Raw genomic sequence first — 24,330 nt, forward strand, 5'->3', positions numbered from 1 at the left:
GCACTCGATGAGCACGTACCGGGACTTCACGCTCGCCCACCGCGGCGCTGCGCGGGGCACCGTCCTGCGGACCGTCGGGTCCCGGGAGCGCCGGTCCCACCTGACCGCCCCGCGCGTCCCCACGGTCGGCATCGACATCGGCGGCACCAAGGTCATGGCCGGGGTCGTCGATGCCGACGGCGTGATCCTGGAGAAGCTGCGCACCGAGACCCCCGACAAGTCCAAGAGCCCCAAGGTCGTCGAGGACACCATCGTCGAGCTGGTCCTGGACCTCTCCGACCGGCACGACGTGCACGCCGTCGGCATCGGCGCGGCCGGCTGGGTCGACGCCAACCGCTCCCGCGTCCTCTTCGCACCCCACCTGGCCTGGCGCGACGAGCCGCTGCGCGACGCCCTCCAGTCCCGGCTGGCCGTACCCGTCATGGTCGACAACGACGCCAACACGGCCGCCTGGGCCGAGTGGCGGTTCGGCGCCGGCCGCGGCGAGGACCACCTGGTGATGATCACCCTGGGCACCGGCATCGGCGGCGCCATCCTGGAGGACGGCCAGGTCAAGCGCGGCAAGTACGGCGTCGCCGGCGAGTTCGGCCACATGCAGGTCGTCCCCGGCGGCCACCGCTGCCCGTGCGGCAACCGCGGCTGCTGGGAGCAGTACAGCTCAGGCAACGCCCTGGTCCGCGAGGCACGCGAGCTGGCCGCCGCCGACTCCCCGGTCGCGTACAACATCATCGACCGCGTCCAGGGCAACGTCCCGGAGATCACCGGGCCGCTCATCACCGAGCTCGCCCGCGAGGGCGACGCCATGTGCGTCGAGCTGCTCCAGGACATCGGCCAGTGGCTGGGCGTCGGCATCGCCAACCTCGCCGCCGCCCTCGACCCCTCCTGCTTCGTCATCGGCGGCGGCGTCAGCGCGGCCGACGACCTGCTCATCGGCCCGGCCAGGGACGCCTTCCGGCGCCACCTGACCGGCCGCGGCTACCGGCCCGAGGCCCGGATCGCCAAGGCCCAGCTGGGCCCCGAGGCCGGCATGGTCGGCGCCGCCGACCTGGCCCGCCTGGTGGCCCGCCGCTTCCGCCGCGCCAACCGCCGTCGCGTCGAGCGGTACGAGCGCTACGCCCAGACCGGCCGCCTGTTCAGCCCCGGCGGGGCGTTCGGCACCCGCCCCACCGGCAAGACCCCCGAGGACCCGCAGTGACGCCCACCCTGCCCCGCCAGGCCCCGGCCCCCGAGAGCGACGCGGCCACGTCCGTCGAGGACCGCCGCCACGTGATCAGGCGCCGCTGGCTGACCGCGATCATCATCGTGCTGCTGATCGGCGTCCCGGCCGGCTACCTCGCGATCTCCGCCGAGCAGAGCCGCAGCAGCGGCCGCGACAAGGCAGCCAAGGCCGCCGCGACCCAGGTCAGGGCCGGCTGGCCGTCCCGCGTGCAGCGCAGCATCTACGAGGTGCCGGTGCCGGACAAGGCGTGGAGCGTCCGTTTCTACGAGACGAACAACTGGCGCACGAGCCGGCTGTACGTCGCCTTCACCGTCACCCACGCCGACCTGGACACCTTCCTGGTGCAGACCGGCACCGGCCGGTCCGCCCTGAAGCCCGGCGTCACCATCGGCGGCAAGGACGCCACGGTGGCCGGCTGGAAGTTCCCCGCCGACCGCACCTGGCAGGGCACCACCCACGAGCAGGCCGACCCGCGCCCCACGCAGGACATCACGGTCGACTTCACGGACCCGAACTCGGCCCGCGTGTACGTGGTCTCCACCGCGACGCCCTGACCCGGGCCAAGATGGTCCCCATGAAGCTCACCAAACTGCGGCACTCCTGCGTCAAGGTGGAGAAGGACGGGCGGACGCTCGTCATCGACCCGGGCGCCTTCAGCGAGCCCGACGCGGGACTGGGCGCCGACGCGCTGCTGGTCACGCACGAGCACCCGGACCACTTCGAGGAGGGCCGGCTGCGGACTGCCCTGGAGGCGAACCCCGCGGCGGAGATCTGGACCCTGCGGTCCGTGGCCGAGCGGCTGGCCCCCGCGTACCCGGGCCGGGTGCACACGGTCGGGCACGGCGACGCCTTCACCGCCGCCGGCTTCGACGTACAGGTCCACGGCGAGCTGCACGCCGTGATCCACCCGGACATCCCGCGGATCACCAACATCGGCTTCCTGGTGGACGGCTCCCTCTTCCACCCCGGTGACGCCCTGACCGTGCCGGACCGGCCCGTCGACACGCTGATGCTCCCGGTCCACGCCCCCTGGAACAAGATCGCCGAAGTGATCGACTACGTGCGGGAGGTGAAGCCGCGCCGGGCCATCGACATCCACGACGCCTACCTCGCGGACCTCGCCCGCCCGATCTACGACGGCCAGATCGGCGCCCTGGGCGGCGCGGACCACTCGCGGCTCGGCCCGGGCGGCACGACCGAGCTCTGACCGGCCCGCGCGGGCCGTGACCGGCCCGCGCCGGAAGGTGACTGTCGGAGCCGGGCGGTAGGTTGGGGTACATGCGCATCGCCACCTGGAACGTGAACTCGATCACCGCTCGGCTGCCCCGGCTGCTGGCCTGGCTGGAGAGCAGCGGCACCGACGTGCTGTGCATCCAGGAGACCAAGTGCTCCGCCGACCAGTTCCCGCACGACGAGCTGCGGGAACTGGGCTACGACTCCGCGGTGAACGCCACCGGCCGGTGGAACGGCGTGGCCCTGCTCTCCAAGGTCGGCATGGAGGACGTGGTGGCCGGGCTGGCCGACGGACCCGACTACGAGGGCGTCCAGGAGCCCCGCGCACTCTCCGCCACCTGCGGCGGCGTCCGCGTCTGGTCGGTGTACGTGCCCAACGGCCGGGAGCCCGAGCACGACCACTACGGCTACAAGCTCGACTGGTTCCGTGCGCTGACCACCGCCGTGGCCCAAGACGCGGCGGGGGAGCGGCCGTTCGCGGTGATGGGCGACTTCAACGTCGCGCCGACCGACGAGGACGTCTTCGACCCGGCGGCCTTCGTCGGCCTCACCCACGTCACCCCGCCGGAGCGCGCCGCGCTGGAGGCACTGCGTGCCGCCGGCCTCTCGGACGTCGTGCCGCGCCCGCTCAAGTACGACCGCCCGTACACCTACTGGGACTACCGCCAGCTGGCGTTCCCCAAGAACCGCGGCATGCGCATCGACCTGGTGTACGGCAACGCGGCCTTCGCCGGAGCGGTCAAGGACGCGTACGTGGACCGCGAGGAGCGCAAGGGCAAGGGCGCGTCCGACCACGCTCCGGTGGTGGTCGACCTCGACGTGTAGCGGGGCGCGGTGGCTCAGGCGCGCCTATGGCCTACGGGCGGACACGGGTGCGACGCTGGGCGGTATGAACATCCCCTTCCTGGACAACTGGCGAAAGCGACACGAAACCGGACAGGGCTCGGCCCTGGCGACCGCCCTGGCGGGCGACCCGGAGGGGGTGGTCGAGCTGCTCTCGGAGTGCGAACTGCTGCGCGCGCAGGCGGGCTCCGCGGGGCTCGAACTGGACGAGACCCCGGCGTCGTTGGAGGCGCTGGACCAGCTGATGCCCCGCTGGCGCCGGGATCCGGAGGCGGCGCCCTGGCTCGGCAACGACGCGGGGCTCTACCTCGGCACGGTGATCATCCGTACCGTGCCGGGCGCCGGCTGGCGTATCTGGCCCAGCGGTCAGCCGGTGATCCGGCTGGCCTCGGGGCGCGAGCTGAACGTGGTCGAGTCGGGGATCGCCTGGGCGATGACGGGGTCCCCCGAGCTGTCCCAGGCGTACGCGGAGGCCTCCGAGGGCTGACCGGAGGCACCCCGCAGGGTCAATGTCTCCTTTATGTCTCGTTTATGCGTGTCTGAGTCGAAGTCCCGTGCCGGGCTGGATAGTTTGCGCTGGGCCCTGATGCGCCACACGTCAGGAGGACATGGGCAGATGGCCTCGCCGCACCGGCGCCAGCCGCGATCACTGCTCGCGCAGCGGGACCGAGACGTACGAGGGTTCGGCCCCGGGTGAGGAGAAGGTCAGCTGCGCGCCCGTGGGGCTGACGGCGCGGGCCGGGTGCGTCAGGAGCCGTGGAGGGCGCTCCGGGCGGTCCACTCGGACCAGGACTCGTTCCACTCGCCGTACCCGTTGCCGATCTCCGGCTTGCCCTTGGAACCGCTGCCCACCACCTCGAACGGGTCGCCGGGCTGCACGGCCGCGTAGAAGTCGGCTGCGTTGGCGTTGCTCATGCCCACGCAGCCCGAGCTGGTGTTGGCGCGGCCGAAGTTGGCGGAGTTCCACGGCGCGGCGTGTGCGTACATGCCCGACCAGGTCAGCCGCATCGAGTAGTCGACCATCTTGTCGTAGGCGTCGCCCAGGCCCACCGTCTGGGAGTCCATCCGGATGGTGCCCTCCTTCGCCATCACCACCAGCTTGCCCTGCCAGGACGCCTTCTTGCCGCCCGGAGTGCCGGCCGAGATCGGGATCTGCTTGATCTCGCTGCCGTCGCGGGTCATGGTCAGCTGGTGGTCGTCCAGGGACACCTTGATCCGCTGGTCCTTGCCGATGGAGAAGTTCGTGTTGTAGTCGCGCACGAAGTAGCCGCCGCCCTGGCCCGAGTCCACCCCGTTCAGGTTCATCTGGAGCTTCACCTCGGTGCCCGGCTTCCAGTACTCCTTGGGCCGCCAGTCCACCCGGTCCTGCCCCGAGTAGTCCTTCATCCAGCCCCAGGACCCCTCGGTGTCGTTCGAGGTGGTGACCTTCAGCTGCTTCTCCACCTCGGCCTTGTTCTTCACCGGGTTGTCGAAGACCAGTGAGATCGGCTGCGCGATGCCGTACGTGCCGCCCTTCTGGGGCGAGATGGTGATCTTGTTGACCTTGTCGGCCTCCGCGGTGGTGAACTGCGCCCCCGCCGTGCCGTTCGCGTCGTTCTTCGCCTCGACCTTGTACGAGGTGCCCGGCGACGCATTGCGCTGCGAGGTCCAGCTCCGGCCGTCCGCGGCGATCTGCCCCGTCAGCTCCCCGCCCTTGGCGTCCGTCACCTTCACCGAGGTCAGCCGGCCCTCCGCCACCTTCACGGTGACCGGCTCGCCCGCCTTGGCCTTGGCGCCGGTCAGGTTGACCGTGATGGCCATCGGGGCCTTCTCCTTCATCGCGGCCTTGCCCGAACCGCCGGCGTCCGCGCCGCCCGAACAGGCGGTCAGCGCGGCGGCGAGGACGGCGGTCCCCGCGATCGCGGCCCGGCGGCCGCGCGCGAACGGGACGTGGCGGCGCGTCAGGGATGCGGTACGGCGTGTGCGGCTCAAGGTGGAAACCCCTCCCAGGTGTGTATGTCCGCAAACGAAGAGCGGACTTCAGGCACTTTAGGTTGCCGATTCCGCCGAAAAAATCGGTCTTTCGGTTGTGACGTCGACCGCAGCAGAACGGTCATCGTCCGGTCACATTCGCCGCGCGGTCCGGTCACGGACTCCTGTGAGAGTCCTGTGTGTTCACCTTTGGCACAGAGGAAGGAATCCGCCGTGTGCGCTCTGCTCGTCACCACGGACGACCCGCGGCAGCAGAACGGGGAACTCCGGATCCGGACCCTCACCGCGGACGAGTACCAGTGGTTCCTCGCCACGCGCCGCGACGCGAGTTTCCTCCAGTACCCGTCATGGGCGGACGTCAAGGACCAATGGCGCTCGGAAAAGGTCGGATGGCACTTGCCCTCGGGCGAGATCGTGGGCGCCGCGCTCGTTCTCTATCGCCAATTCCCCGGCACCCGCAAATACTTCGCGTACCTGCCGGAAGGGCCGGTGGCCGACTGGGCCGACCCCGCGATCGACCGCTGGCTCGACCCCCTGATGCGCCACCTCCGCCGGCAGGGCGCGTTCGCGGTCCGCATGGGCCCCAGCCCCGCCTACCGCCGCTGGGACGCCGCCGCGCTCAAATCCGCCACCGGACCCGGCCGCCGGATATCCGACGTGCTCGCCACCGAGGTCGACCCCCTCGGCGCCGCACTCGCCGACCGGCTCCGCTCCCGCGGCTGGCAGCGCTGCGGCGGGGAGAGCGACGGCGACGCCCAGCCCCGCCACGTCTTCCGCGTCCCCCTCAAGGGCCGCTCCCTCGACGACCTGTGGTCCGGGCTCAACCAGGAATGGCGCCGCAACGTCCGCAAGGCAGGCAAGGCCGGCGTCCAGACCGTCACCGGCACCGCCGGGGACCTGCCCGAGTTCTACCGGCTGCTGGAGATCACGGAAAGCCGCGACGGCTTCCGTCTCGGCCGCTCCCTCGCCTACTACCAGCGCCAGTACGAGGTCCTGAACGCCGAGGAATCCGGCCGCATGCGCCTCTACCTCGCCGTCCACCAGGGTGAGGTGCTCGCCGCCCACACCATGATCGTGGCCGGCGGCCGGGTCTGGTACCAGACCGGCGCCTCCGCCGACCACCGGCGCGAGGTGCGGCCCAGCAACGCCCTGCAGTGGCGCATGCTGTGCGACGCACATGCCCTCGGAGCGGACGAATACGACATGCGCGGGGTACCCTCCACCCTCGACCCCGACGACCGCTCCTTCGGGCTGCTGCGCTGGAAGCTCGGCACCGGCGGACACGTCGTCGAAACCCTCGGAGAGTGGGAGATCCCCGTGGCCGGAGCCGCCAACCACGCGCTGTACCGCGCCTTCCAGGCGTACCTGGCCCGCCGGTGAGCGCCACCGTCACCAGACCGGGAGGTCCCGCCCACGCCGCGCCCCGCAAGGGCTCGGTGCTGCGCAGCGGCGCGCTCATGGCCGCGGGCTCCGTCGTGTCCCGCGCCACGGGCTTCGTCCGCTCCGCGGTCGTCGTCGCCGCCCTCGGCACCGGCCTGCTCGGCGACGGCTACGCGGTGGCCAACACGGTCCCGAACATCCTCTACATCCTCCTCATCGGCGGCGCCCTCAACGCGGTCTTCGTCCCGGAGCTGGTCCGGGCCGCCAAGGAGCACGAGGACGGCGGGACCGCCTACACCGACCGGCTGCTGACGGCCTGCACCGCCGCACTGCTCGTCCTCACCGCCGCCGCCGTGCTCGCGGCACCCGCGCTCGTGGCGGCGTACGCCGACTACTCCGGCGCCCAGGCCGACCTCACCGTCGCCCTCGCCCGCTACTGCCTGCCGCAGATCCTCTTCTACGGCCTCTTCACCCTCCTCGGGCAGGTGCTCAACGCCCGCGGCCGGTTCGGCGCCATGATGTGGACCCCGGTCCTCAACAACATCGTCGTGATCGCCGTCTTCGGGCTCTACCTCACCGTCGCCCACGACGCCGACGCCGGCCTGTCCGCCGCCGAGCTGCGCCTGCTGGGCTGGGGCACCACCGCCGGCATCGTGGTCCAGGCCCTCGCGCTGCTGCCCTCCCTGCGCCGCTCCGGCTTCCGCTTCCGGCCCCGGTTCGACTGGCGCGGCAGCGGCCTGGCCCGTCCCCTGCGCAACGCCGGCTGGCTGGTGCTGCTCGTCCTCACCAACCAGCTCGCCTACTGGGTGGTCACCCGCCTCTCCACCACCACCGGGGTACGGGCCGTCGCCGAGGGCGTCGCGGGCGGCGCGGGCTACACCGCGTACAGCAACGCCTACCTGATCTGGATGGTCCCCCAGGGCATCGTCACCGTCTCCCTGGTCACCGCCCTGATGCCGCGGATGAGCTCCGCCGCCGCCGACGGCGACCTCGCCGCCGTCCGCCGCGACGTCGGGTACGCCCTGCGCTCCAGCGCGGCCGTGATCGTCCCCGCGGCCTTCCTGCTCGGCTCCCTCGCCCCGTGGATCATGGGCAGCGTCTTCGGGTACGGCCGCACCGGACCCGACGACATCGCGGTGATGGCGGGCATCATGACCGCCTTCGCGCCCGGACTGATCGCCTTCTCCGGCCAGTACGTGCTCTCCCGCGGCTTCTACGCCCTCTCCGACACCCGCACCCCCTTCTTCCTCAACCTCGTCATCGCCGCCGGGAACGCCGGCCTGTCCGCCGCCGCCTACCTGCTGCTGCCGCCCCGCTGGGCGGTCACCGGCATGGCCGCGGCGTACTCCGTCGCGCTCTTCGCCGGCTTCGCGGTCACCGGGTACACCCTCTCCCGGCGGCTCGGCGGGCGCGGCGTGCTCCGCTCGCCCACCCTCGCCGTACACCTGCGCCTGGCCGCCGCCTGCGTGCTCGTCGCCGCCGCCGGCGCCTGGGCCGCCCGCGGCGCCGAGCGGTTCGGCGACGTCGCGGCCCTCGCCGCGGGAACCCTCGCCTTCTGCGCCGCCCTCGTCGTGGTCGCCCGTCCCATGGGCGTGACCGCGATCACCGACCTGCTCGACTCCGCCCGCAGGCGTCTCCGCCGATAGGCGGACGTCTGCCACCCGACCGCTTGGGATACTGACGCCATGCCACGCGTACTGCTGATCGAGGACGACCCGTCCGTACGGGAAGGGGTCGGCCTCGGACTGCGCCGCCGCGGCCACGAGGTCCGGGCCGCCGAGACCGGCGAGGGCGGCCTCGCCGCCCTCGGCGAGTTCCGTCCCGACCTCGTGCTCCTCGACCTGATGCTGCCCGGCATGAACGGGGTGCAGGTCTGCCGCCGGATCCGCGAGACCAGCCAGCTGCCGATCATCATGCTCACCGCACGCGGCGACGACTTCGACGTCGTCATCGGACTGGAGGCCGGTGCCGACGACTACATCGTCAAGCCCGCCAGGACCGAGGTCATCGAGGCCCGCATCCGCGCCGTGCTCCGCCGCCTCAACGACCCCGCGGCCCGCGTCGAGACCGACTTCCACGGCGAGCTGGCCATCGACCGGGCCGGCCTGACCGTCGCCAAGAACGGCGAACGCCTCCCGCTCGCCCCCAGCGAACTCAAGCTGCTGCTCCACCTGTCCGCCTCGCCCGAGCAGGTCTTCAGCCGCCAGCAGCTCCTGGAGTACGTCTGGGAGCACAGCTACCACGCCGACGCCCGGCTGGTCGACGCCTGCGTACGCCGCCTCCGCAACAAGATCGAGGACGCGTCCGGCAGCCCCCGCTACATACAGACCGTGCGCGGCTTCGGATACCGGTTCGGCCCCCTGTGAGGAGACTGACCGGCAGACTGGGCCTGCGCACCCGTCTCATCGCCGCGTTCCTGCTGGTGGCCGCGATCAGCGCCGGCACCACCGCCGCACTCACCTACCGGCAGGCGCGCACGGCCGTCCTCAAACAGACCCAGGACACCGCCGTCGCCACCCTGCGCGACCAGGTGGAGGCCCTCACCACCACGCTGCCTCCGAGGCTCCCCGCACTCCAGTCGGTCGTCCAGGAGATCGCCCGCAAGGGCAAGCCCCACCCCTGGACCGTCTTCGCCGAGTACGGCGACCTCACCGTCTCCTCCAACGGCGACGGACAGACCTCCACGGTCGTCACCGACACCCTCCGCGACCAGGTCAGGGCCCATCCGCACGGCGCCTTCCAGCGGGTCGTCCAGGACGGCCACCCCATGCTGGCGGTCGCCATGCCCGCCGTCTTCGGTCACAGCGGCGTCCAGCAGGACACCGGCCTCGTCTTCTACGCCACCATGCCGCTCTCCGTCGAGGAGAGCACGGTCGCCGCGATGGTCGGCGCCGCCCGCGACGGCGCCGTACCCGCCCTCGCCATCGCCGTCGTACCGGCCCTGCTCGCCGCCCGCGGCGTGCTGCGCCCGGTCCGCGACCTGCGCCAGGCCGCCCGCCACCTGGGCCGCGGCAAGCTGGACACCCGCATCGAGGTCAGGGGCAGCGACGAAATCGCCGACCTCGCGCACACCTTCAACGAGACCGCCGTCGAGCTCGAACGCTCCGTGGAGGAGCTCCAGCGGGCCGAGGCCAGGGCCCGCCGGTTCGCCGCCGACGTCTCCCACGAACTGCGCACCCCGCTGGCCGGCATGCTCGCCGTCACCGAGGTGCTCGACGAGGACGCCGAACACCTCGACCCCGACACCGCAGCCGCGGTCCGCCTGGTCAGCACCGAGACGGGCAAGCTGGCCGTGCTCGTCGAGGACCTGATGGAGATCTCCCGCTTCGACGCCCGCGCCGCCGAGCTCAACCCCGACACCGTCGACGTGGCCGAGGCCATCCACGCCACGCTCCGGCGCCGGCACTGGACCGACCCCGCCCAGGTCTACACCGAGCTCGCACCCGGCGTACGGGCCCGGCTCGACCCGCGCCGCTTCGACGTGGTCCTCGCCAACCTGGTGGGCAACGCCCTGCGGCACGGCGGGGCGCCGGTCCGCGTCCGCGCGTACCCGGAGGCCCGCGAGGACGGCACGTGGCTGGTCACGGAGGTCGCCGACAGCGGGCCCGGCATCGCCCCCGAGGTGCTGCCGCACATCTTCGACCGCTTCTTCAAGGCGGACTCGGCCCGTACCCGGTCCGCGGGCAGCGGCCTGGGACTGGCCATCACGATGGAGAACGTACGGCTGCACGGCGGGACGGTCCGGGTGGCCAACGCCCTCTCCGGCGGGGCCGTGTTCACCGTCGAGATGCCGCTGGAGGCGGGCGCGTGAGGGAACGCCGCACACCGAGGATCCGGACGGGACGGCTCCGGGCGGCCGGGCGGCTGCGGGCCGCGCTGGCGGCCGGGGCCTGCGCCGTGCTGGCCGCGGGCTGCGGGATCCAGGGCACGGACGTCATCGAGGCCGGCGCCCCCGCGGGCATCGGCGTCGCGGACGCGCGCGGAACCTGGCCCCTGCTGTACCTGCTCGGCCCGCGCGGGGAGCTGACGCCGGTCATCCGCTCCAACCCCTTCGGGATGGACGCGAGCCGGGCCGAGTACAAGCTGGGGCCCGACCCGCTGGTCAGGCTGCTGATGGCCGGGCCCACCGACGGGGAGAAGGGCGCCGGGCTCACCACCGGGCTGCCGGTCGTCAAACGGCTGGAGGGCCTGCAGATCGACCAGGACGGCACCGGTGCCGGCCAGGACGGCAGCGAGAGCGAGCCGGAGACCACCTCCATCCGGCTGACGCTCGGCATCCAGGTCCGGCCGCTGTCGGCGGCCGCCCGCCAGCAACTGGTGTGCACCCTCGCCACGGACCTGGCCCAGGGCCGCGAGGCCACCGTCACCCTGTCCGGCACCGACGGCACGCTGGAGGCGGAATCCTGCCGGGTACGGCGCTCCTCGTACTGACCGCGGGAGCGCGCGGCGGACCCGCCCCGCACCCTTGCCCCACGGCCCCTCTCCGGCCACGGTGGTCACCAGGGGGAGTCCGGCGGACCAGAGGCGGACTCCCTCTCCCCGCCTCGTGAACGGAGCCCGCGTGGACCTGCCCGGCCGTGCCGACCTGCCCGACGTGTTCGACCCGCGCGTCTACGCCGCCGGACCGCCCCACGCGGCCTACCGGACCCTGCGCGACCACCACCCGGTCGCCTGGCAGCCCGAGCCCGAGGTCCTCGGCTGGCCCGCCGGGCCCGGCTTCTGGGCGGTCACCCGGCACGCCGACCTGGTCCGCGTACTCAAGGACGCCCGCACCTACTCCTCGTACCTCGGCGCCACCCAGATCCGCGACCCCGACCCGGCCGACCTGCCCTTCATCCGCCGCACCATGCTCAACCAGGACCCTCCGGGCCACGGCACGCTCCGCCGCGTCGTCTCCCGGGCCTTCACCCCCGCCCGCGTCGACGCCTTCGCCGGCCGGGTCCGCGCACGCGCCGCCGGCCTGCTGCGCCGGGCCCGGGAGGACGCCGAGGACGGCACCGCCGACCTGGTCCGCGCCGTCACCGACGAGTACGCCCTGCTGAACCTCGCGGACCTGATGGGCGTACCGGCCGCGGACCGGGGCCTGCTGCTGGAGTGGACCGTACGCGTCATCGGGTACCAGGACCCCGACGAGACCCCCGCCCCGCTCCTCGGCCCCGACGGCAAGCCCCTCAACCCGCGCTCGCCCGCCCTCCTCGCCGAGATGTTCGCGTACGCCCGCGAACTCGCCGCCCACAAGCGCAGGCACCCCGGCGACGACCTGATGACCGCCCTCGCCGAGGCCGGCCTCGACGAGCCCGAGCTGGAGATGTTCTTCTTCCTGCTGACCGTCGCGGGCAACGACACCGTCCGCAGCGCCGCCCCCGGCGGACTGCTCGCCCTCGCCGAACACCCCGCCGAGTACGAACGGCTGCGCTCCGGCGCGGCCGACCCGGCCACCGCCGTGGACGAACTGCTGCGCGTCCACCCGCCGGTGCTCAGCTTCCGCCGCACCGCAGCCACCGACACCGAACTCGCCGGCACCACCATCCGGGCCGGGCAGAAGGTGGTCGTCTTCCACGCCTCCGCCAACCACGACGAGCGGGTCTTCGCCGCACCCCACCGGCTCGACCTGGGCCGCCGGCCCAACCCCCACGTCTCCTTCGGCGACGGGCCGCACGTCTGCCTCGGCGCGCACTTCGCCCGCCTCCAGCTGCGCGTCCTCTACGAGGAGTGGGCCGCCGCCATGCCGGCGCCCGAACTCACCGGCCCGCCCCGCCGCCTGGTGTCCAACTTCATCAACGGGATCACGCGACTGCCGCTGCGGGTGTCCGCGCGGGCTGCGTGACGTCCGCGACCAGCTCCGTCACGTCCGGACCGTACGCGGCCGAGTTGACCACCTTCAGCACCAGGCAGAACGGCCGGTTGCCGTGCTTGCGGGCCAGCGCCTCGTGGTGCCGGGCCAGGTAGCGGGCCGCCGCCTGGTTGCTGACCGCCGTCTGACCGCTGATCAGGAACACCGGACGGGTGCCCTCGGGCGTGGTCAGCCGGGCGAGCAGCACGTACTCGGACGTGTTCTTCTCCCACCGGTACGTCTCGCCCCCGACCCGGATCGCCCCCCGGTCCGGGCCCTCCTCGGCCGACTGGTCCACCTCCACCCCCGGCAGCATGGACGCCAGGTGCGCGGTGGTGCGGGCGTTGGACACCGGCCCGCCCACGCAGAACTCGGTGCGCTCGCCGAAGCCCTGCCGCGCGCCGTCGTGGGTGACGATCTGCACCGTCGCCCCGCAGTCCTTGATCAGTGCCGATATCTCCAGCAGCGCGAACGCGTCGTGCCGGTGCACCGAACTGTCGGTGCCGCCCATCTGCCGGTTGACGACGAACAGGCAGTCGGCCCCCGTGGGCAGCCCGAAGAAGGCCTGCTTCCGGCGGAGCCTGCGCCGCCACAGGTAGGTACGCCCGAACCAGCCGAGACCACCGCTCAGCGCGGTCGCCGCCACGCCGAGCACGATGTTGCGCACGTCATCGTTCATGCGCGGGATGGTATTGCCTGACGACCCGGCCGGACCCTGGCGGGTTGCCGTCCTGACGCGATGGACATGGTGAAGTTACGCTGCGCCAAACCCCGTTGAGTGGAGGTACGGATGCCCCGGTCCGCCGCACGGACGTTAGCCCTGCTCGCCCTGGCCACCGCCCTGACCGGAGCGGCCGCCGCGGCCCCGGTCGTCGCGGCCGGCACGGCGGGCCCCGACCGCGCGCCGGGAGGCGGGGCCGCCGCCGGCACCGCGGTCCGGGACGCGGACGCCACCCCGGTACGGGCCGCCGCCGGCACCCCGGAGAAGGTCCCGGTGGCCGCCGGGTACGGCGGCGCCGTCGCCAGCGTGGACGCGGACGCCTCCGCGGCCGGCATCGCCGTGCTCAGATCCGGCGGCAACGCCGTCGACGCCGCCGTCGCGACCGCGGCCGCCCTCGGCGTCACCGAGCCCTACTCGGCCGGCATCGGCGGCGGCGGGTACTTCGTCTACTACGACGCCGGACAACGCAGGGTGCACACCATCGACGGACGCGAGACCGCCCCGCGGACCGCCGACCAGCACCTCTTCCAGGAGAACGGCACGCCCATCCCGTTCGCCGAGGGCCAGACCAGCGGCCTCGGCGTCGGCGTCCCGGGCACCCCCGCCACCTGGAAGTCCGCCCTCGACGCCTGGGGCACCCGCTCCCTCGGCCGGCTCCTCGCCCCCGCCGAGAGGCTCGCCCGCGACGGCTTCACCGTGGACGCCACCTTCCGCGCCCAGACCGAGGCCAACAAGGCCCGCTTCAAGGACTTCCCGGCCACCGCCGAGCTCTTCCTGCCCGGCGGCGACTCGCCCGTCGTGGGCACCGTCTTCAAGAACCCCGACCTCGCCGACACGTACGCCGAACTCGCCCGCAAGGGCACCGGCGCCCTCTACCGCGGCCCGATCGCCGACGACATCGTCGAGGCCGTGCGCAAGCCCCCCGTCGACCCCGCCGCCACCCGCAAGGTCCGGGCCGGCGACATGACGGCCGGGGACCTCCGCGCGTACCGCACCAAGGCGCAGACCCCCACCCGGGTCCGCTACCGGGGCCTGGACGTCTACAGCATGGCGCCCTCCTCCTCCGGCGGCACCACCGTCGGCGAGGCCCTCAACATCCTGGAGCGCTCCGACGTGGGCGAGCTGAGCGAGGCGCAGTACCTGCACCGCTTCATCGAGGCGTCCCGGATCTCCTTCGCCGACCGGGGCCGCTGGGTCGGCGACCCCGCCTTCGAGGACGTGCCCACCCGCGGGCTGCTCTCCCAGCGGTTCGCCGACTCGCGCGGCTGCCTGATCAAGGACGACGCGGTGCTCACCAGCCCGCTCGCCCCCGGGGACCCCGACGACCCCGCCGACTGCGGCACCTCGGGCCGGGCCGCCCCCACCACGTACGAGGGCGAGAACACCACGCACCTGACGGTCGCCGACCGCTGGGGCAACGTCGTGTCCTACACCCTCACCATCGAGTCCACCGGCGGCAGCGCCATCACCGTCCCGGGCCGCGGCTTCCTGCTCAACAACGAGCTGACCGACTTCTCCTTCGCGCCGGCCAGCCCGTCCGTGCCCGACCCGAACCTGCCCGGGCCGGGCAAGCGCCCGCGCTCCTCGATGTCCCCGACCATCGTGCTGGACGACGGCCGGCCGGTGCTCGCCGTCGGGTCGCCGGGCGGCGCCACCATCATCACCACCGTGCTCCAGACCCTGATCGGCCACCTCGACCGTGGCCTGCCGCTGGTCGACGCCATCGCGGCGCCGCGCGCCAGCCAGCGCAACCAGACCACGACCGAGCTGGAGCCCGGCCTGTGGAACAGCCCGCTGCGGGCCGAGCTCCAGGCGCTGGGCCACGGCTTCCGGCAGAACCCGGAGATCGGCGCGGCGACCGGTGTGCAGCGGCTGCCCGACGGCCGCTGGCTCGCCGCCGCCGAGACCACCCGGCGGGGCGGAGGCTCGGCCATGGTCGTACGGCCCTCCGGCACGCCGTGACGGGACCCCGGCCTCCCGCCCCCGCCGCAATGTGGCGGGGGCGGGACGCCGGGGGTCCGGGGGGCCGGGAGTCCAGGGGCGGGGCCCACGTGCAGTGCGGCCGACCCGGCACCCGGGGCGGGATCGGCGGCCGTTCGGCGCAACCAGCGGTGCGGCGCGCCGGGCGCCGGGCAACCGTGAAAGCGTGTCTGCACAGAACGCACCCAAGCGGCGCGGGCCGGCCGCGGGCCCGGCACGGTCCGGCCGGCAGGCCCTGGGCCTCGGCCTGCTCGGCGGCCTGCTCGCGGCGGGCCTGCTGCTGGCCGCCTGCGCGGCCCCCGAGGACCCTGCCGCGGAGGCTCCCACTGCCGTGGTCTTCCACCATCCCGGGGTGGTCGTCAGCCGCACCCAGCTCGACCGGGCCAGGGCCATGGTCGCCCAGGGCGAGGAACCCTGGAACTCGGCCTACGAGGCGGTGCTGAAGAGCCCGTACGCCTCCCTGGAGTACGTGCCGCACCCCGCCGAGACCGTCGCGTGCCCCTTCGACGGCGGCCCCCCGGCCTGCGTGGCCGAGCGGCAGGACGCGATCGCCGCGTACACGCACGCCCTGCTCTGGGGCGTCACCGGCAAGCCCGTGTACGCGCGGAAGTCCGCCGAGATCATGGACGCCTGGTCGGCCGTCATGAAACGGCACACCGACGACAACGCCGGACTCCAGGCGGCCTGGGCCGGCTCCACCTGGGCCCGCGCCGCCGACATCGTGCACGCGGGGTACCCGGGCTGGCCCGGCCCCCGGGTGCAGCGCTTCAAGTGGATGCTGCGCAAGGCGTACCTGACGACCGTCCGCGACCAGGTGCCGGGCTTCAACGGCAACTGGGAGCTGGCGATGACCGACGCGTCCATCGCGATCGCCGTGTTCCTGGAGGACCAGACGGTCTTCGGGGAGGCGCTGGACCGCTTCCGGGCGCGCGTGCCGGCGTACTTCTACCTCAGGTCCGACGGGGAGCGTCCCCGGGTGCCGGCCCGGACCGCGCTGGACACGGGGGAGAAGGTCAGGGCGTACTGGTTCGGACAGGGCACGTACGTGGACGGGCTCGGCCAGGAGACCTGCCGCAACCTCAAGCACGTCGGCTACTCGCTGGCCGCCACCGCGCACATCGCCGAGACCGCCTGGCACCAGGGCGTCGACCTGTACGGCGAGGAGGCCGAACGGCTCAAGGCCGCCCTGGAGTTCCACTCCCGCTACCAGCTCGGCGACAAGCCCCCGGGCTGGCTCTGCGGGGGCCGCGTCGAGCGCTCGATGGGTCCCGACCTGGAGGTGGCCCTGGCCCACTACGAGGGCCGCTCGGGCGCCCGGCTGCCGTACACCCGGCGGCTGGTGGACCGCGCCAGGCCGGCGGGCACGGACGAGCTGTTCGTGGCCTGGGAGACCCTCACGCACGCGGAGAAGCACGGGCCGGCGTAGGGGCGGCGGAGGGCCGGCCGCGGGGCGGGCGCGGGGGAGGGCGCGGGGACGGGCGCAGGGGGCGCGAGGGCGCGCGGGGCCCGGGTCGTGGCCGCGGGAAAGCCGTCAAGCTTTGAGACTCCCGTAGCGCGCCCGTAACACTGGTGCGATGCAATGCGGGCCATGGACAGGGTCGGAATCGGTGCTGTACGTCAACTCGCTGACCTGATGGGCGAGTTGGTCGCCCTTCTCGATCCGGGAACGGGGTGGTACGCGGAGTTCCTGCGGCGGGATCCCGAAGGGGTGCGGGCCTGTCTGGACGGCGCGGCCGTTCCGCCGTGGGACGTGCTCGCCTCCCTGCTGGCCGACCTCGCGGCCGTGCGGGGCGAGGAGTCCGCCCGCGCCTGGACGGCGGAGGCGGCCCGGCTGCGGGGTGCCGCGGTGACCGCGTACGACCGGCGGCCGGGCGGCGCGGGGGAGTTGCGGGACCAGCTGGCGGGCGCGGAGGCGCAGCGCGCCGCGGCCGAGGCGGCACTGGGCACGCTCAGGGACCGCCTGCGCGCGGCCCCGCCGCCGGCCGAGGCGGAGCGCCTCACCCGCGAACTCTCCTGGACCCGTGACGACCACGCCCGCGCCGCCGCCCGCTGCGGGGACTTCGCGACCCGCCTGGCCGCGGTACCGCCCGCGGGCACCGGCGCGGGGGGCCCGGCGGTGCCGGCCGGGCACCCCCGCCCCGCGCCCCGTCCCGCCCGTACGGCCGAGGCGTACGCACCGCCCGCCGCGGGAGCCTTGCCCGCGCCGCCCGCCGGGCCCGGTACCGGTCACGCTGCTGCGGGCTCGCCGACGCCGCCCGCCGGGGCCTACGGGGACCCGGCGCCGGCTCCCGCCCCGCACCCGTGGCTTCCGGGGCCGGACGAGCGAGGGCCCGCCCGGCCCGCGCCGGCCGGCGCCGCGGGTGAGGCGTACGGGGCGGCCGGTACCGGTCAGGGCGCTGCGGGCTCGTCGGCACCGGCCGCCGGGGCGTACGGGGACCCGGCGGCGGTTCCTGCTCGGCACCCGTGGCTTCCGGGGCCGGACGAGCGAGGGGGCGCCCGGCGCGCGTCGGCCGGCGCCGCGGCCGGGGCGTACGGGGCGGCCGGTACTGGTCAGGGCGCTGCGGGCTCGTCGGCATCGGCCGCCGGGGCGTACGGGGACCCGGCGGCGGTTCCTGCTCCGCACCTCGGAGCCTCCGGAGCTGCCGCGTCGTATGCCGGCCCACGCCCCGCCGCCGCTGCCGGCACCCCGCCCGCGCCTCCCGGCGCCTCCGAGCCCGGGGGGTCGTACCCGTGGACGGAGCCCGACGTCTTCACGCCCCGCAGCGGCGCCGGGTGGGGGCCCGCCACGCCGCAGGGCACCGCGCACACCCCGCCCCGCCCCGCCTTCACGGCAGCCGGAACACAGGGCGCCGGTGCGGGCCCGCTGGAACCGGGCGTCCCACCGGGACGGGCCGGAGCGGCCCGCCGACGTGAACCGGAGGGCCGGGGCGCGCCGGCCAGGCAGGGTGGGACATCCGGAACGGGCGTCCCGCCCGGCCCGCACGCCGGCACCCCGGGTGACCCGCCCGGCCCGCACGCCGGCACCCCGGGTGACCCGACGGGCCCGTACGCCGGCACGCCGGGTGAACCGGCCGGCCCCTACGCCGGCCCCCCGGGTGACCCGACGGGCCCGTACGCCGGCACGCCGGGTGAACCGGCCGGCCCCTACGCCGGCCCCCCGGGTGACCCGACGGGCCCGTACGCCGGCACGCCTAGTGACATGGCCGGCTCCGGCTCGTACGCCGGAACGCCGGGTGACCCGGCCGGCCCGGACGTAGCCACGCCGGGTGACCCGATCGGGCCCGGCAGCGAGGGTGCTCCGGACCCGGAGGGGCACGCGGCCGGGGAACGGCGGCCCGACGCCGCCGGGCCCGCCTTCGGGAGGTGGTTCCGGTCCGGGCGGCCGGCCGGGACGCCCGGGGGGAAGGTGCCCCGGCAACGCGGGGCCAGGTTCGCCGGGGCCCCCGAGGGCGAGGACGCGGGGCCCGCCCCCACTCCCTTCCCGGCCGGCATGGCCGCGGCGCCGGCCCCGCGCGGAGCCCGCTTCGGCGGCGCCCCCGAGGAGCCGGTGCCGGAGCCGGCCGCGGAGCCGGAGCGGACGGACACGGAGGCGGGGCGACCGGCTCCCGCACCCGCCCGGCAGGCCGTGGCGAAGCTGGTGGAGGAACTGATCGGCCTCCGCGCCCAGGGCCGCTCCGGCGAGGCGCACGCGCTGCTCTGCGAGGCTGCCGGCTGGTCCCCGGAGCGGCTGCCCGCCCTCGCCGGGGAGCTGGAGCGCGCCGGGCTCGCCGCGGACTGGGCCACCTTGTTGTGGGAGGCCGCCTCCCTGCCGCCGGCCCGGCTCGCCGCGGCCGCCGCCGCGCTCAGCGCCGCCGGCCGGGCCGCCGACTGCGTCCAGCTGCTGCGCCAGGGCGTCTCCCGGCCGGCCGCCGAGATCGCCGACGCGGCGCTGGCGCTGGCCGCCGACGGCCGGGACCAGGAGGCCGGTGCGCTGCTGGGGGCGTTCGTACGGGTCCGGGCCCCCGAGGAGGCCGCACGGCTCGCCCGTACCGACCCGCCCCGCCTCGCCCCCCGACTGCTGGCGGCCGCCCGGGCCGTCTCCGACAGCCGCCACCGCGACCTGCTCCACGCCCTCCGAGTAGCCGGCGTCCCCCTCCGTTGACCCCAGCCCACCTCCGCGGACCCGCCCCGGGAGCCGCCGGCCGGCACGCGCCGCCGCCGACCCCTGCCCATGCCCATGCCCATGCCCACGACGGGGCTCCCCGCTTCGAACGCAGCCCATCCCACCAGCCCGCACCAACCACCGCACAAGTGCCCGGCCGCGGCCCGTGCGCGCCGGGCCTCCTGGCCGGCGTGGTTCGTGTCGCTGCGCTCGCTGCGTCGTGTCAGCGCCGCCGGCCGGCCGGTGGCGGGTACTCACCGGGCCGTGCCTGGCCTCGCGGCCGGTGGTGGCTCGTGCCGCTGCGCCCGGCGCGTCGCGTCACCCCCGGCCGGCCGACGGCGGGTGCCGCCGGGCCGTGCCTGGTCTTCTGGCTTGTGCCGTTGTGCCCTGCCGCGTCGCGTCAGCCCCGGCCGGCCGGTGGTGGGTGCCGACCGGCCGTGCCTGGCCTCGCGGCGGTGGCGGTTCGTGTCGCTGCGCCCGGCGCGCCGCGTCGTGTCAGCGCCGGCCGGCCGCCGGTGCCGACCGGGCTGCGCCTGGTCTCCGGCTGGTGGTGACTCGTGCGGCTGCGCTCGGCGCGTCGCGTCAGCCCCAGCCGGCCGGCGGCGGGTACCAACCGGGCTGCGCCTCGTCTCCTGGCCGGTGGTGGCTCGTGCCGCTGTGCCCTACTGCGTCGTGTCAGGCCGCCGGTCGGCGGCGGGTGCCGAACGGGCTGCGAGTGGTCTCCCGGCTGGTGGTGGTTCGTGTCGCTGCGCCCGGCGCGCCGCGTCGTGTCAGCGCCGGCCGGCGGCGGCGGGTGCCGGCCGGGCTGCGCCTGGCCCCCCGGCCGCTCGTGGCTCGTGCCGCTGCGCCCGGCGCGCCGCGCCGCGTCAGCCCCAGCCCGCCGGCGGCCCGTGCCGCCGTCCAGCGCCCCCCGCCCAACTTCCCGCTCCGCGCGCTGGTCCGCCGGCCGGCCCCAGCCTCTGCCTACGCTCGTGCCGCGACGCAGTGAGCCGGCCTGGCCTGCCGTGGCTGGTGGCCCTGGCCGGCGTCCCAGCCCTGCCGGCCGCCCGCGGTCCGCGCCGTCAGGGCCCGCCCTGCCCGCCCTGCCTGCCCGCGCACCACCGCGCCCCGCCCCCGGCACCCCGCACCCCGCACCCCGCACCCGGCGCCCCGCACACCCGGCCGCGCCCACCAGCCCCCTCCTCCGCGCCCATCCAAGCGGCGCCCCGGCACCCCCACCCCCCCCGCCCGCCCTTGTTCGTCGGGCGGTCGAAAACGACCGGCGAAATGCGAAACATGATCGACTCTGCCGGTTGACGGAGATGGTCTTGCCCCGGAGTGTGACGGGGCTTACGGTCACGTACCTACGCATTCCGTCTACGTGCGTAGAGGCTCTCTGACGTCCCGTCGAAGGAGCAGCTCATGGCTCACGTCGTCCGCGCCGCACTCGTCCAGGCCACCTGGACCGGCGACACCGAATCCATGATCGCCAAACACGAGGAGCACGCCCGCGCCGCAGCCGCGCAGGGTGCGAAGATCATCGGGTTCCAGGAGGTGTTCAACGCCCCGTACTTCTGCCAGGTCCAGGAGCCGGAGCACTACCGCTGGGCCGAGCCCGTCCCGGACGGCCCCACCGTCCAGCGGATGCAGGCGCTCGCCAGAGAGACCGGCATGGTGATCGTCGTACCGGTCTTCGAGATCGAGAGCCAGGGCTTCTACTACAACACCGCCGCCGTCATCGACGCCGACGGCAGCTACCTCGGCAAGTACCGCAAGCACCACATCCCCCAGGTCAAGGGCTTCTGGGAGAAGTACTACTTCCGCCCCGGCAACCTCGGCTGGCCCGTCTTCGACACCGCCGTCGGCAGGGTCGGCGTGTACATCTGCTACGACCGCCACTTCCCCGAGGGCTGGCGCCAGCTCGGTCTCGCCGGCGCCCAGCTGGTGTACAACCCCTCCGCCACCCACCGCGGCCTCTCCGCCCACCTCTGGCAGCTGGAACAGCCCGCCGCCGCCGTCGCCAACGAGTACTTCGTCGCCGCGATCAACCGCGTCGGCCAGGAGGAGTACGGCGACAACGACTTCTACGGCACCAGCTACTTCGTGGACCCCCGCGGCAAGTTCGTCGGCGACACCGCCGGCGACAAGGAGGAGGAACTCCTCGTCCGCGACCTCGACTTCGACCTCATCGACGAGGTCCGCACCCAGTGGGCCTTCTACCGCGACCGGCGCCCCGACGCCTACGGAGGACTGGTTCAGCCGTGATCTCCCCCCTCAGCCTGCACCAGCGCCACCGGACCGTCATGCCCGACTGGCTCACCCTCTACTACGACCGCCCCGTCGAACTCACCCACGGCGAGGGCCGGCACGTCTGGGACGCCGAGGGCAACCGCTACCTCGACTTCTTCGGCGGCATCCTCACCACCATGACCGCCCACGCCCTCCCCGAGGTCACCAAGGCCGTCGCCGACCAGGCCGGGCGGATCATCCACTCGTCCACCCTCTACCTCAACCGCCCCATGGTGGAGCTGGCAGAACGGATCGCCGCCCTCTCCGGCATCCCCGACGCCCGGGTCTTCTTCACCACCTCCGGCACCGAGGCCAACGACACGGCCCTGCTGCTCGCGACCACGTACCGCCGCTCCAACCAGATCCTGGCGATGCGGAACAGCTACCACGGCCGGTCCTTCTCCACCGTCTCCGTCACCGGCAACCGAAGCTGGTCCCCGACCAGCCTCTCCCCGCTCCAGACCCTGTACGTGCACGGCGCGGTCCGCGGCCGGGGCCCCTTCGCCGAGCTGACCGACGAGGCCTTCACCGAGGCCGCCCTCGCCGACCTGGAAGACATCCTCGGCCAGGCCCGCGGCTCGGTCGCCGCCCTGATCGCCGAACCCGTCCAGGGCGTGGGCGGGTTCACCTCACCGCCCGACGGTCTGTACGCCGCCTTCCGCCGCGTGCTCGACCGCCACGGCATCCTCTGGATCAGCGACGAGGTGCAGACCGGCTGGGGCCGTACCGGCGACCACTTCTGGGGCTGGCAGGCCCACGCCCAGAACGGCCCGCCGGACATCCTCACCTTCGCCAAGGGCATCGGCAACGGCATGTCCATCGGCGGCGTCGTGGCCCGTGCCGAGGTCATGAACTGCCTCGACGCCAACTCCATCTCCACCTTCGGCGGCTCCCCGGTCACCATGGCCGCCGGCCTCGCCAACCTCGGCTACCTGCTGGAACACGACCTCCAGGGCAACGCCCGCCGCGTCGGCGGCCTGCTGCTGGAACGCCTGCGCGCCATCGGCGCCGGCATCCCGGCCGTCCGCGAGGTCCGCGGCCGCGGACTGATGGCCGGCATCGAACTCACCCGCGCCGGCACCGACCAGGCCTGGCCCGAGGCCGCGGCGACCGTTCTGGAGGCGGCCCGTGCCGACGGACTCCTGCTCGGCAAGGGCGGCGGACACAACACCAGCGTGATCCGCATCGCGCCCCCGCTCAGCCTCACCGTCGGCGAGGCCGAGGAAGGCGCCGAGATCCTCGAACGGGCCCTGCGCGCCCTGTAGCAGCGGGCCCTGCGCCACATCGGCAACGGGCCCCGCGCACCCTTCAGCTGGGGGAGGAGACCCCGATGAGTTCCCGCACCCTGATCCGCGGCGGACTGGTCGTCACCGCCGCCGACGAGGTCCATGCGGACGTCCTGATCGAGGACGGCCGCGTCGCGGCCCTGGCCGCCCACGGCTCGGCGGCCGCCGCGAGCTGGACCGCCGACCGTACGATCGACGCCACCGGGAAGTACGTCATCCCGGGCGGCGTCGACTGCCACACCCACATGGAGCTGCCCTTCGGCGGCACCTTCGCCTCCGACACCTTCGAGACCGGCACCCGCGCCGCGGCCTGGGGCGGCACCACCACCATCGTGGACTTCGCCGTCCAGAGCGTCGGCCACTCCCTGCGCGAGGGCCTCGACACCTGGTACGCCAAGGCCGACGGCAACTGCGCCGTCGACTACGCCTTCCACATGATCCTCTCGGACGTGAACGAGGGCACCCTGAAGGAGATGGACCTCCTCGTCGAGGAGGGCATCACGTCCTTCAAGCTCTTCATGGCCTACCCCGGCGTCTTCTACAGCGACGACGGCAGGATCCTGCGCGCCATGCAGCGCTCCGCCGCCAACGGCGGACTGATCATGATGCACGCGGAGAACGGCATCGCCATCGACGTCCTCGTCGAGCAGGCCCTCGCCCGCGGCGAGACCGACCCCCGCTACCACGGCGAGGTCCGCAAGGCCCTGCTGGAGGCCGAGGCCACCCACCGCGCCATCCAGCTCGCCCGCGTCGCCGGCGCACCCCTGTACGTCGTGCACGTCTCGGCGGAGGAGGCCGTCGCGGAGCTCGCCGCGGCCAGGGACAAGGGGCTTCCGGTCTTCGGCGAGACCTGTCCGCAGTACCTGTTCCTGTCCACCGACAACCTCGCCGAGCCCGGCTTCGAGGGCGCCAAGTACGTCTGCTCCACGCCCCTGCGGCCGCGCGAGCACCAGGCAGCGCTGTGGCGGGGGCTGCGGACCAACGACCTCCAGGTGGTCTCCACCGACCACTGCCCGTTCTGCTTCACCGGCCAGAAGGACCTGGGCCGCGGGGACTTCTCGAAGATCCCCAACGGCCTGCCCGGCGTCGAGAACCGGATGGACCTCCTCCACCAGGCCGTCGTCGACGGGCACATCAGCCGCCGCCGCTGGATCGAGATCGCCTGCGCGACCCCGGCCCGGATGTTCGGCCTCTACCCGAAGAAGGGCACCCTCGCGCCCGGCTCCGACGCCGACGTCGTCATCTACGATCCGCACGCCGAGCAGGTCATCTCCGCCGGGACGCACCACATGAACGTGGACTACTCGGCGTACGAGGGCAAGCGGATCACCGGACGCGTCGAGACCGTCCTCTCCCGCGGCGAAACGGTCATCGACCGGCGGGAGTACACCGGCCGGGCCGGCCACGGCGCCTTCATCCCCCGCTCCACCTGCCAGTACCTCTGAGGGCGCCGGG

At 74.2% G+C, this 24,330-nt stretch carries 19 protein-coding genes; 17 read left to right on the forward strand and 2 right to left on the reverse strand.

All coding sequences use genetic code 11. The features are described from left to right. Positions 1-7: 7 nt before the first annotated feature. From ACIQUQ_RS29255 to ACIQUQ_RS29275, 5 genes are all read left to right on the forward strand, one after another. Positions 8-1,195, forward strand: coding sequence for an ROK family glucokinase (locus ACIQUQ_RS29255; RefSeq protein ID WP_399940909.1), 1,188 nt, complete (start codon positions 8-10; stop codon positions 1,193-1,195). Further along, entirely contained in the window at positions 1,192-1,773 is a 582-nt protein-coding gene (locus ACIQUQ_RS29260; protein WP_403981783.1) for a hypothetical protein, read from the forward strand. The genes ACIQUQ_RS29255 and ACIQUQ_RS29260 overlap by 4 nt, the downstream gene beginning before the upstream one ends. Before the next feature lie 20 nt (positions 1,774-1,793). Further along, positions 1,794-2,426, forward strand: coding sequence for an MBL fold metallo-hydrolase (locus ACIQUQ_RS29265; RefSeq protein WP_403981786.1), 633 nt, complete (start codon positions 1,794-1,796; stop codon positions 2,424-2,426). A gap of 71 nt (positions 2,427-2,497) precedes the next feature. Next, the gene (locus ACIQUQ_RS29270; protein ID WP_403981788.1) at positions 2,498-3,277 is read left to right on the forward strand and encodes an exodeoxyribonuclease III; all 780 of its coding nucleotides are present in this window, start codon (positions 2,498-2,500) and stop codon (positions 3,275-3,277) included. Between the two features lie 64 nt (positions 3,278-3,341). Then, positions 3,342-3,782: a DUF6278 family protein gene (locus tag ACIQUQ_RS29275; protein WP_403981790.1), complete on the forward strand. Its 441-nt coding sequence runs from the start codon at positions 3,342-3,344 to the stop codon at positions 3,780-3,782. A 260-nt stretch (positions 3,783-4,042) separates the two neighbouring features. Here ACIQUQ_RS29275 and ACIQUQ_RS29280 read toward each other — a convergent pair whose 3' ends face one another. Next, positions 4,043-5,266, reverse strand: coding sequence for an Ig-like domain-containing protein (locus ACIQUQ_RS29280; protein ID WP_403981793.1), 1,224 nt, complete (start codon positions 5,264-5,266; stop codon positions 4,043-4,045). 213 nt (positions 5,267-5,479) lie between these two features. Here ACIQUQ_RS29280 and ACIQUQ_RS29285 point away from each other — a divergent pair, with 213 nt between their 5' ends. The 6 genes from ACIQUQ_RS29285 to ACIQUQ_RS29310 all read left to right on the forward strand — a co-directional run bounded on the left by ACIQUQ_RS29285 (position 5,480) and on the right by ACIQUQ_RS29310 (position 12,473). Continuing rightward, positions 5,480-6,646: a lipid II:glycine glycyltransferase FemX gene (locus tag ACIQUQ_RS29285; RefSeq protein ID WP_403981795.1), complete on the forward strand. Its 1,167-nt coding sequence runs from the start codon at positions 5,480-5,482 to the stop codon at positions 6,644-6,646. Continuing rightward, positions 6,643-8,292, forward strand: a complete 1,650-nt coding sequence (murJ, locus tag ACIQUQ_RS29290; protein WP_403981797.1) for a murein biosynthesis integral membrane protein MurJ — start codon at positions 6,643-6,645, stop codon at positions 8,290-8,292. The genes ACIQUQ_RS29285 and murJ overlap by 4 nt, the downstream gene beginning before the upstream one ends. A 39-nt stretch (positions 8,293-8,331) precedes the next feature. Further along, positions 8,332-9,012, forward strand: coding sequence for a response regulator (locus ACIQUQ_RS29295; RefSeq protein WP_403981800.1), 681 nt, complete (start codon positions 8,332-8,334; stop codon positions 9,010-9,012). Beyond that, positions 9,009-10,457: an ATP-binding protein gene (locus tag ACIQUQ_RS29300; RefSeq protein WP_403981803.1), complete on the forward strand. Its 1,449-nt coding sequence runs from the start codon at positions 9,009-9,011 to the stop codon at positions 10,455-10,457. Before ACIQUQ_RS29295 ends, ACIQUQ_RS29300 begins: the two co-directional genes overlap by 4 nt. Then, on the forward strand, positions 10,454-11,077 hold the full coding sequence (locus ACIQUQ_RS29305) for a hypothetical protein (RefSeq protein ID WP_403981806.1): 624 nt from the start codon (positions 10,454-10,456) through the stop codon (positions 11,075-11,077). The genes ACIQUQ_RS29300 and ACIQUQ_RS29305 overlap by 4 nt, the downstream gene beginning before the upstream one ends. 130 nt (positions 11,078-11,207) lie before the next feature. Further along, on the forward strand, positions 11,208-12,473 hold the full coding sequence (locus ACIQUQ_RS29310) for a cytochrome P450 (RefSeq protein WP_403981808.1): 1,266 nt from the start codon (positions 11,208-11,210) through the stop codon (positions 12,471-12,473). Here the strand turns inward: ACIQUQ_RS29310 and ACIQUQ_RS29315 are convergent. Continuing rightward, positions 12,433-13,158, reverse strand: a complete 726-nt coding sequence (locus ACIQUQ_RS29315; protein ID WP_403981811.1) for a hypothetical protein — start codon at positions 13,156-13,158, stop codon at positions 12,433-12,435. The genes ACIQUQ_RS29310 and ACIQUQ_RS29315 overlap by 41 nt on opposite strands. Positions 13,159-13,269: 111 nt before the next feature. Here ACIQUQ_RS29315 and ggt point away from each other — a divergent pair, with 111 nt between their 5' ends. The 6 genes from ggt to hydA all read left to right on the forward strand — a co-directional run bounded on the left by ggt (position 13,270) and on the right by hydA (position 24,320). Continuing rightward, the gene (gene ggt, locus ACIQUQ_RS29320; protein WP_403981813.1) at positions 13,270-15,162 is read left to right on the forward strand and encodes a gamma-glutamyltransferase; all 1,893 of its coding nucleotides are present in this window, start codon (positions 13,270-13,272) and stop codon (positions 15,160-15,162) included. A gap of 277 nt (positions 15,163-15,439) precedes the next feature. Beyond that, a complete protein-coding gene (locus ACIQUQ_RS29325; RefSeq protein WP_403981996.1) occupies positions 15,440-16,606 on the forward strand; it encodes an alginate lyase family protein in 1,167 nt (388 codons plus the stop codon). A 162-nt stretch (positions 16,607-16,768) separates the two neighbouring features. Beyond that, positions 16,769-19,321, forward strand: a complete 2,553-nt coding sequence (locus ACIQUQ_RS29330) for a hypothetical protein (RefSeq protein ID WP_403981816.1) — start codon at positions 16,769-16,771, stop codon at positions 19,319-19,321. Positions 19,322-20,722: 1,401 nt separating this feature from the next. After that, a complete protein-coding gene (locus ACIQUQ_RS29335) occupies positions 20,723-21,565 on the forward strand; it encodes a nitrilase-related carbon-nitrogen hydrolase (RefSeq protein ID WP_403981819.1) in 843 nt (280 codons plus the stop codon). Positions 21,566-21,603: 38 nt separating this feature from the next. Beyond that, a complete protein-coding gene (locus ACIQUQ_RS29340; protein WP_403981998.1) occupies positions 21,604-22,854 on the forward strand; it encodes an aspartate aminotransferase family protein in 1,251 nt (416 codons plus the stop codon). Positions 22,855-22,919: 65 nt separating this feature from the next. Beyond that, positions 22,920-24,320: a dihydropyrimidinase gene (hydA, locus tag ACIQUQ_RS29345; RefSeq protein WP_403981822.1), complete on the forward strand. Its 1,401-nt coding sequence runs from the start codon at positions 22,920-22,922 to the stop codon at positions 24,318-24,320. The last annotated feature ends 10 nt before the right edge of the window (positions 24,321-24,330 follow it).

Source organism: Streptomyces sp. NPDC101118 (assembly GCF_044759445.1).
Lineage (GTDB): Bacteria > Actinomycetota > Actinomycetes > Streptomycetales > Streptomycetaceae > Streptomyces.

Coding starts and splice junctions, on each gene's coding strand:
- ACIQUQ_RS29270 (WP_403981788.1), top strand. CDS start 2,498: ATGCGCATCGCCACCTGGAACGTGAACTCGATCACCGCTCGGCTGCCC.
- ACIQUQ_RS29275 (WP_403981790.1), top strand. CDS start 3,342: ATGAACATCCCCTTCCTGGACAACTGGCGAAAGCGACACGAAACCGGA.
- ACIQUQ_RS29265 (WP_403981786.1), top strand. CDS start 1,794: ATGAAGCTCACCAAACTGCGGCACTCCTGCGTCAAGGTGGAGAAGGAC.
- ggt (WP_403981813.1), top strand. CDS start 13,270: ATGCCCCGGTCCGCCGCACGGACGTTAGCCCTGCTCGCCCTGGCCACC.
- ACIQUQ_RS29255 (WP_399940909.1), top strand. CDS start 8: ATGAGCACGTACCGGGACTTCACGCTCGCCCACCGCGGCGCTGCGCGG.
- ACIQUQ_RS29330 (WP_403981816.1), top strand. CDS start 16,769: ATGGACAGGGTCGGAATCGGTGCTGTACGTCAACTCGCTGACCTGATG.
- hydA (WP_403981822.1), top strand. CDS start 22,920: ATGAGTTCCCGCACCCTGATCCGCGGCGGACTGGTCGTCACCGCCGCC.
- ACIQUQ_RS29340 (WP_403981998.1), top strand. CDS start 21,604: ATGCCCGACTGGCTCACCCTCTACTACGACCGCCCCGTCGAACTCACC.
- ACIQUQ_RS29295 (WP_403981800.1), top strand. CDS start 8,332: ATGCCACGCGTACTGCTGATCGAGGACGACCCGTCCGTACGGGAAGGG.
- ACIQUQ_RS29315 (WP_403981811.1), bottom strand. CDS start 13,158: ATGAACGATGACGTGCGCAACATCGTGCTCGGCGTGGCGGCGACCGCG.
- ACIQUQ_RS29335 (WP_403981819.1), top strand. CDS start 20,723: ATGGCTCACGTCGTCCGCGCCGCACTCGTCCAGGCCACCTGGACCGGC.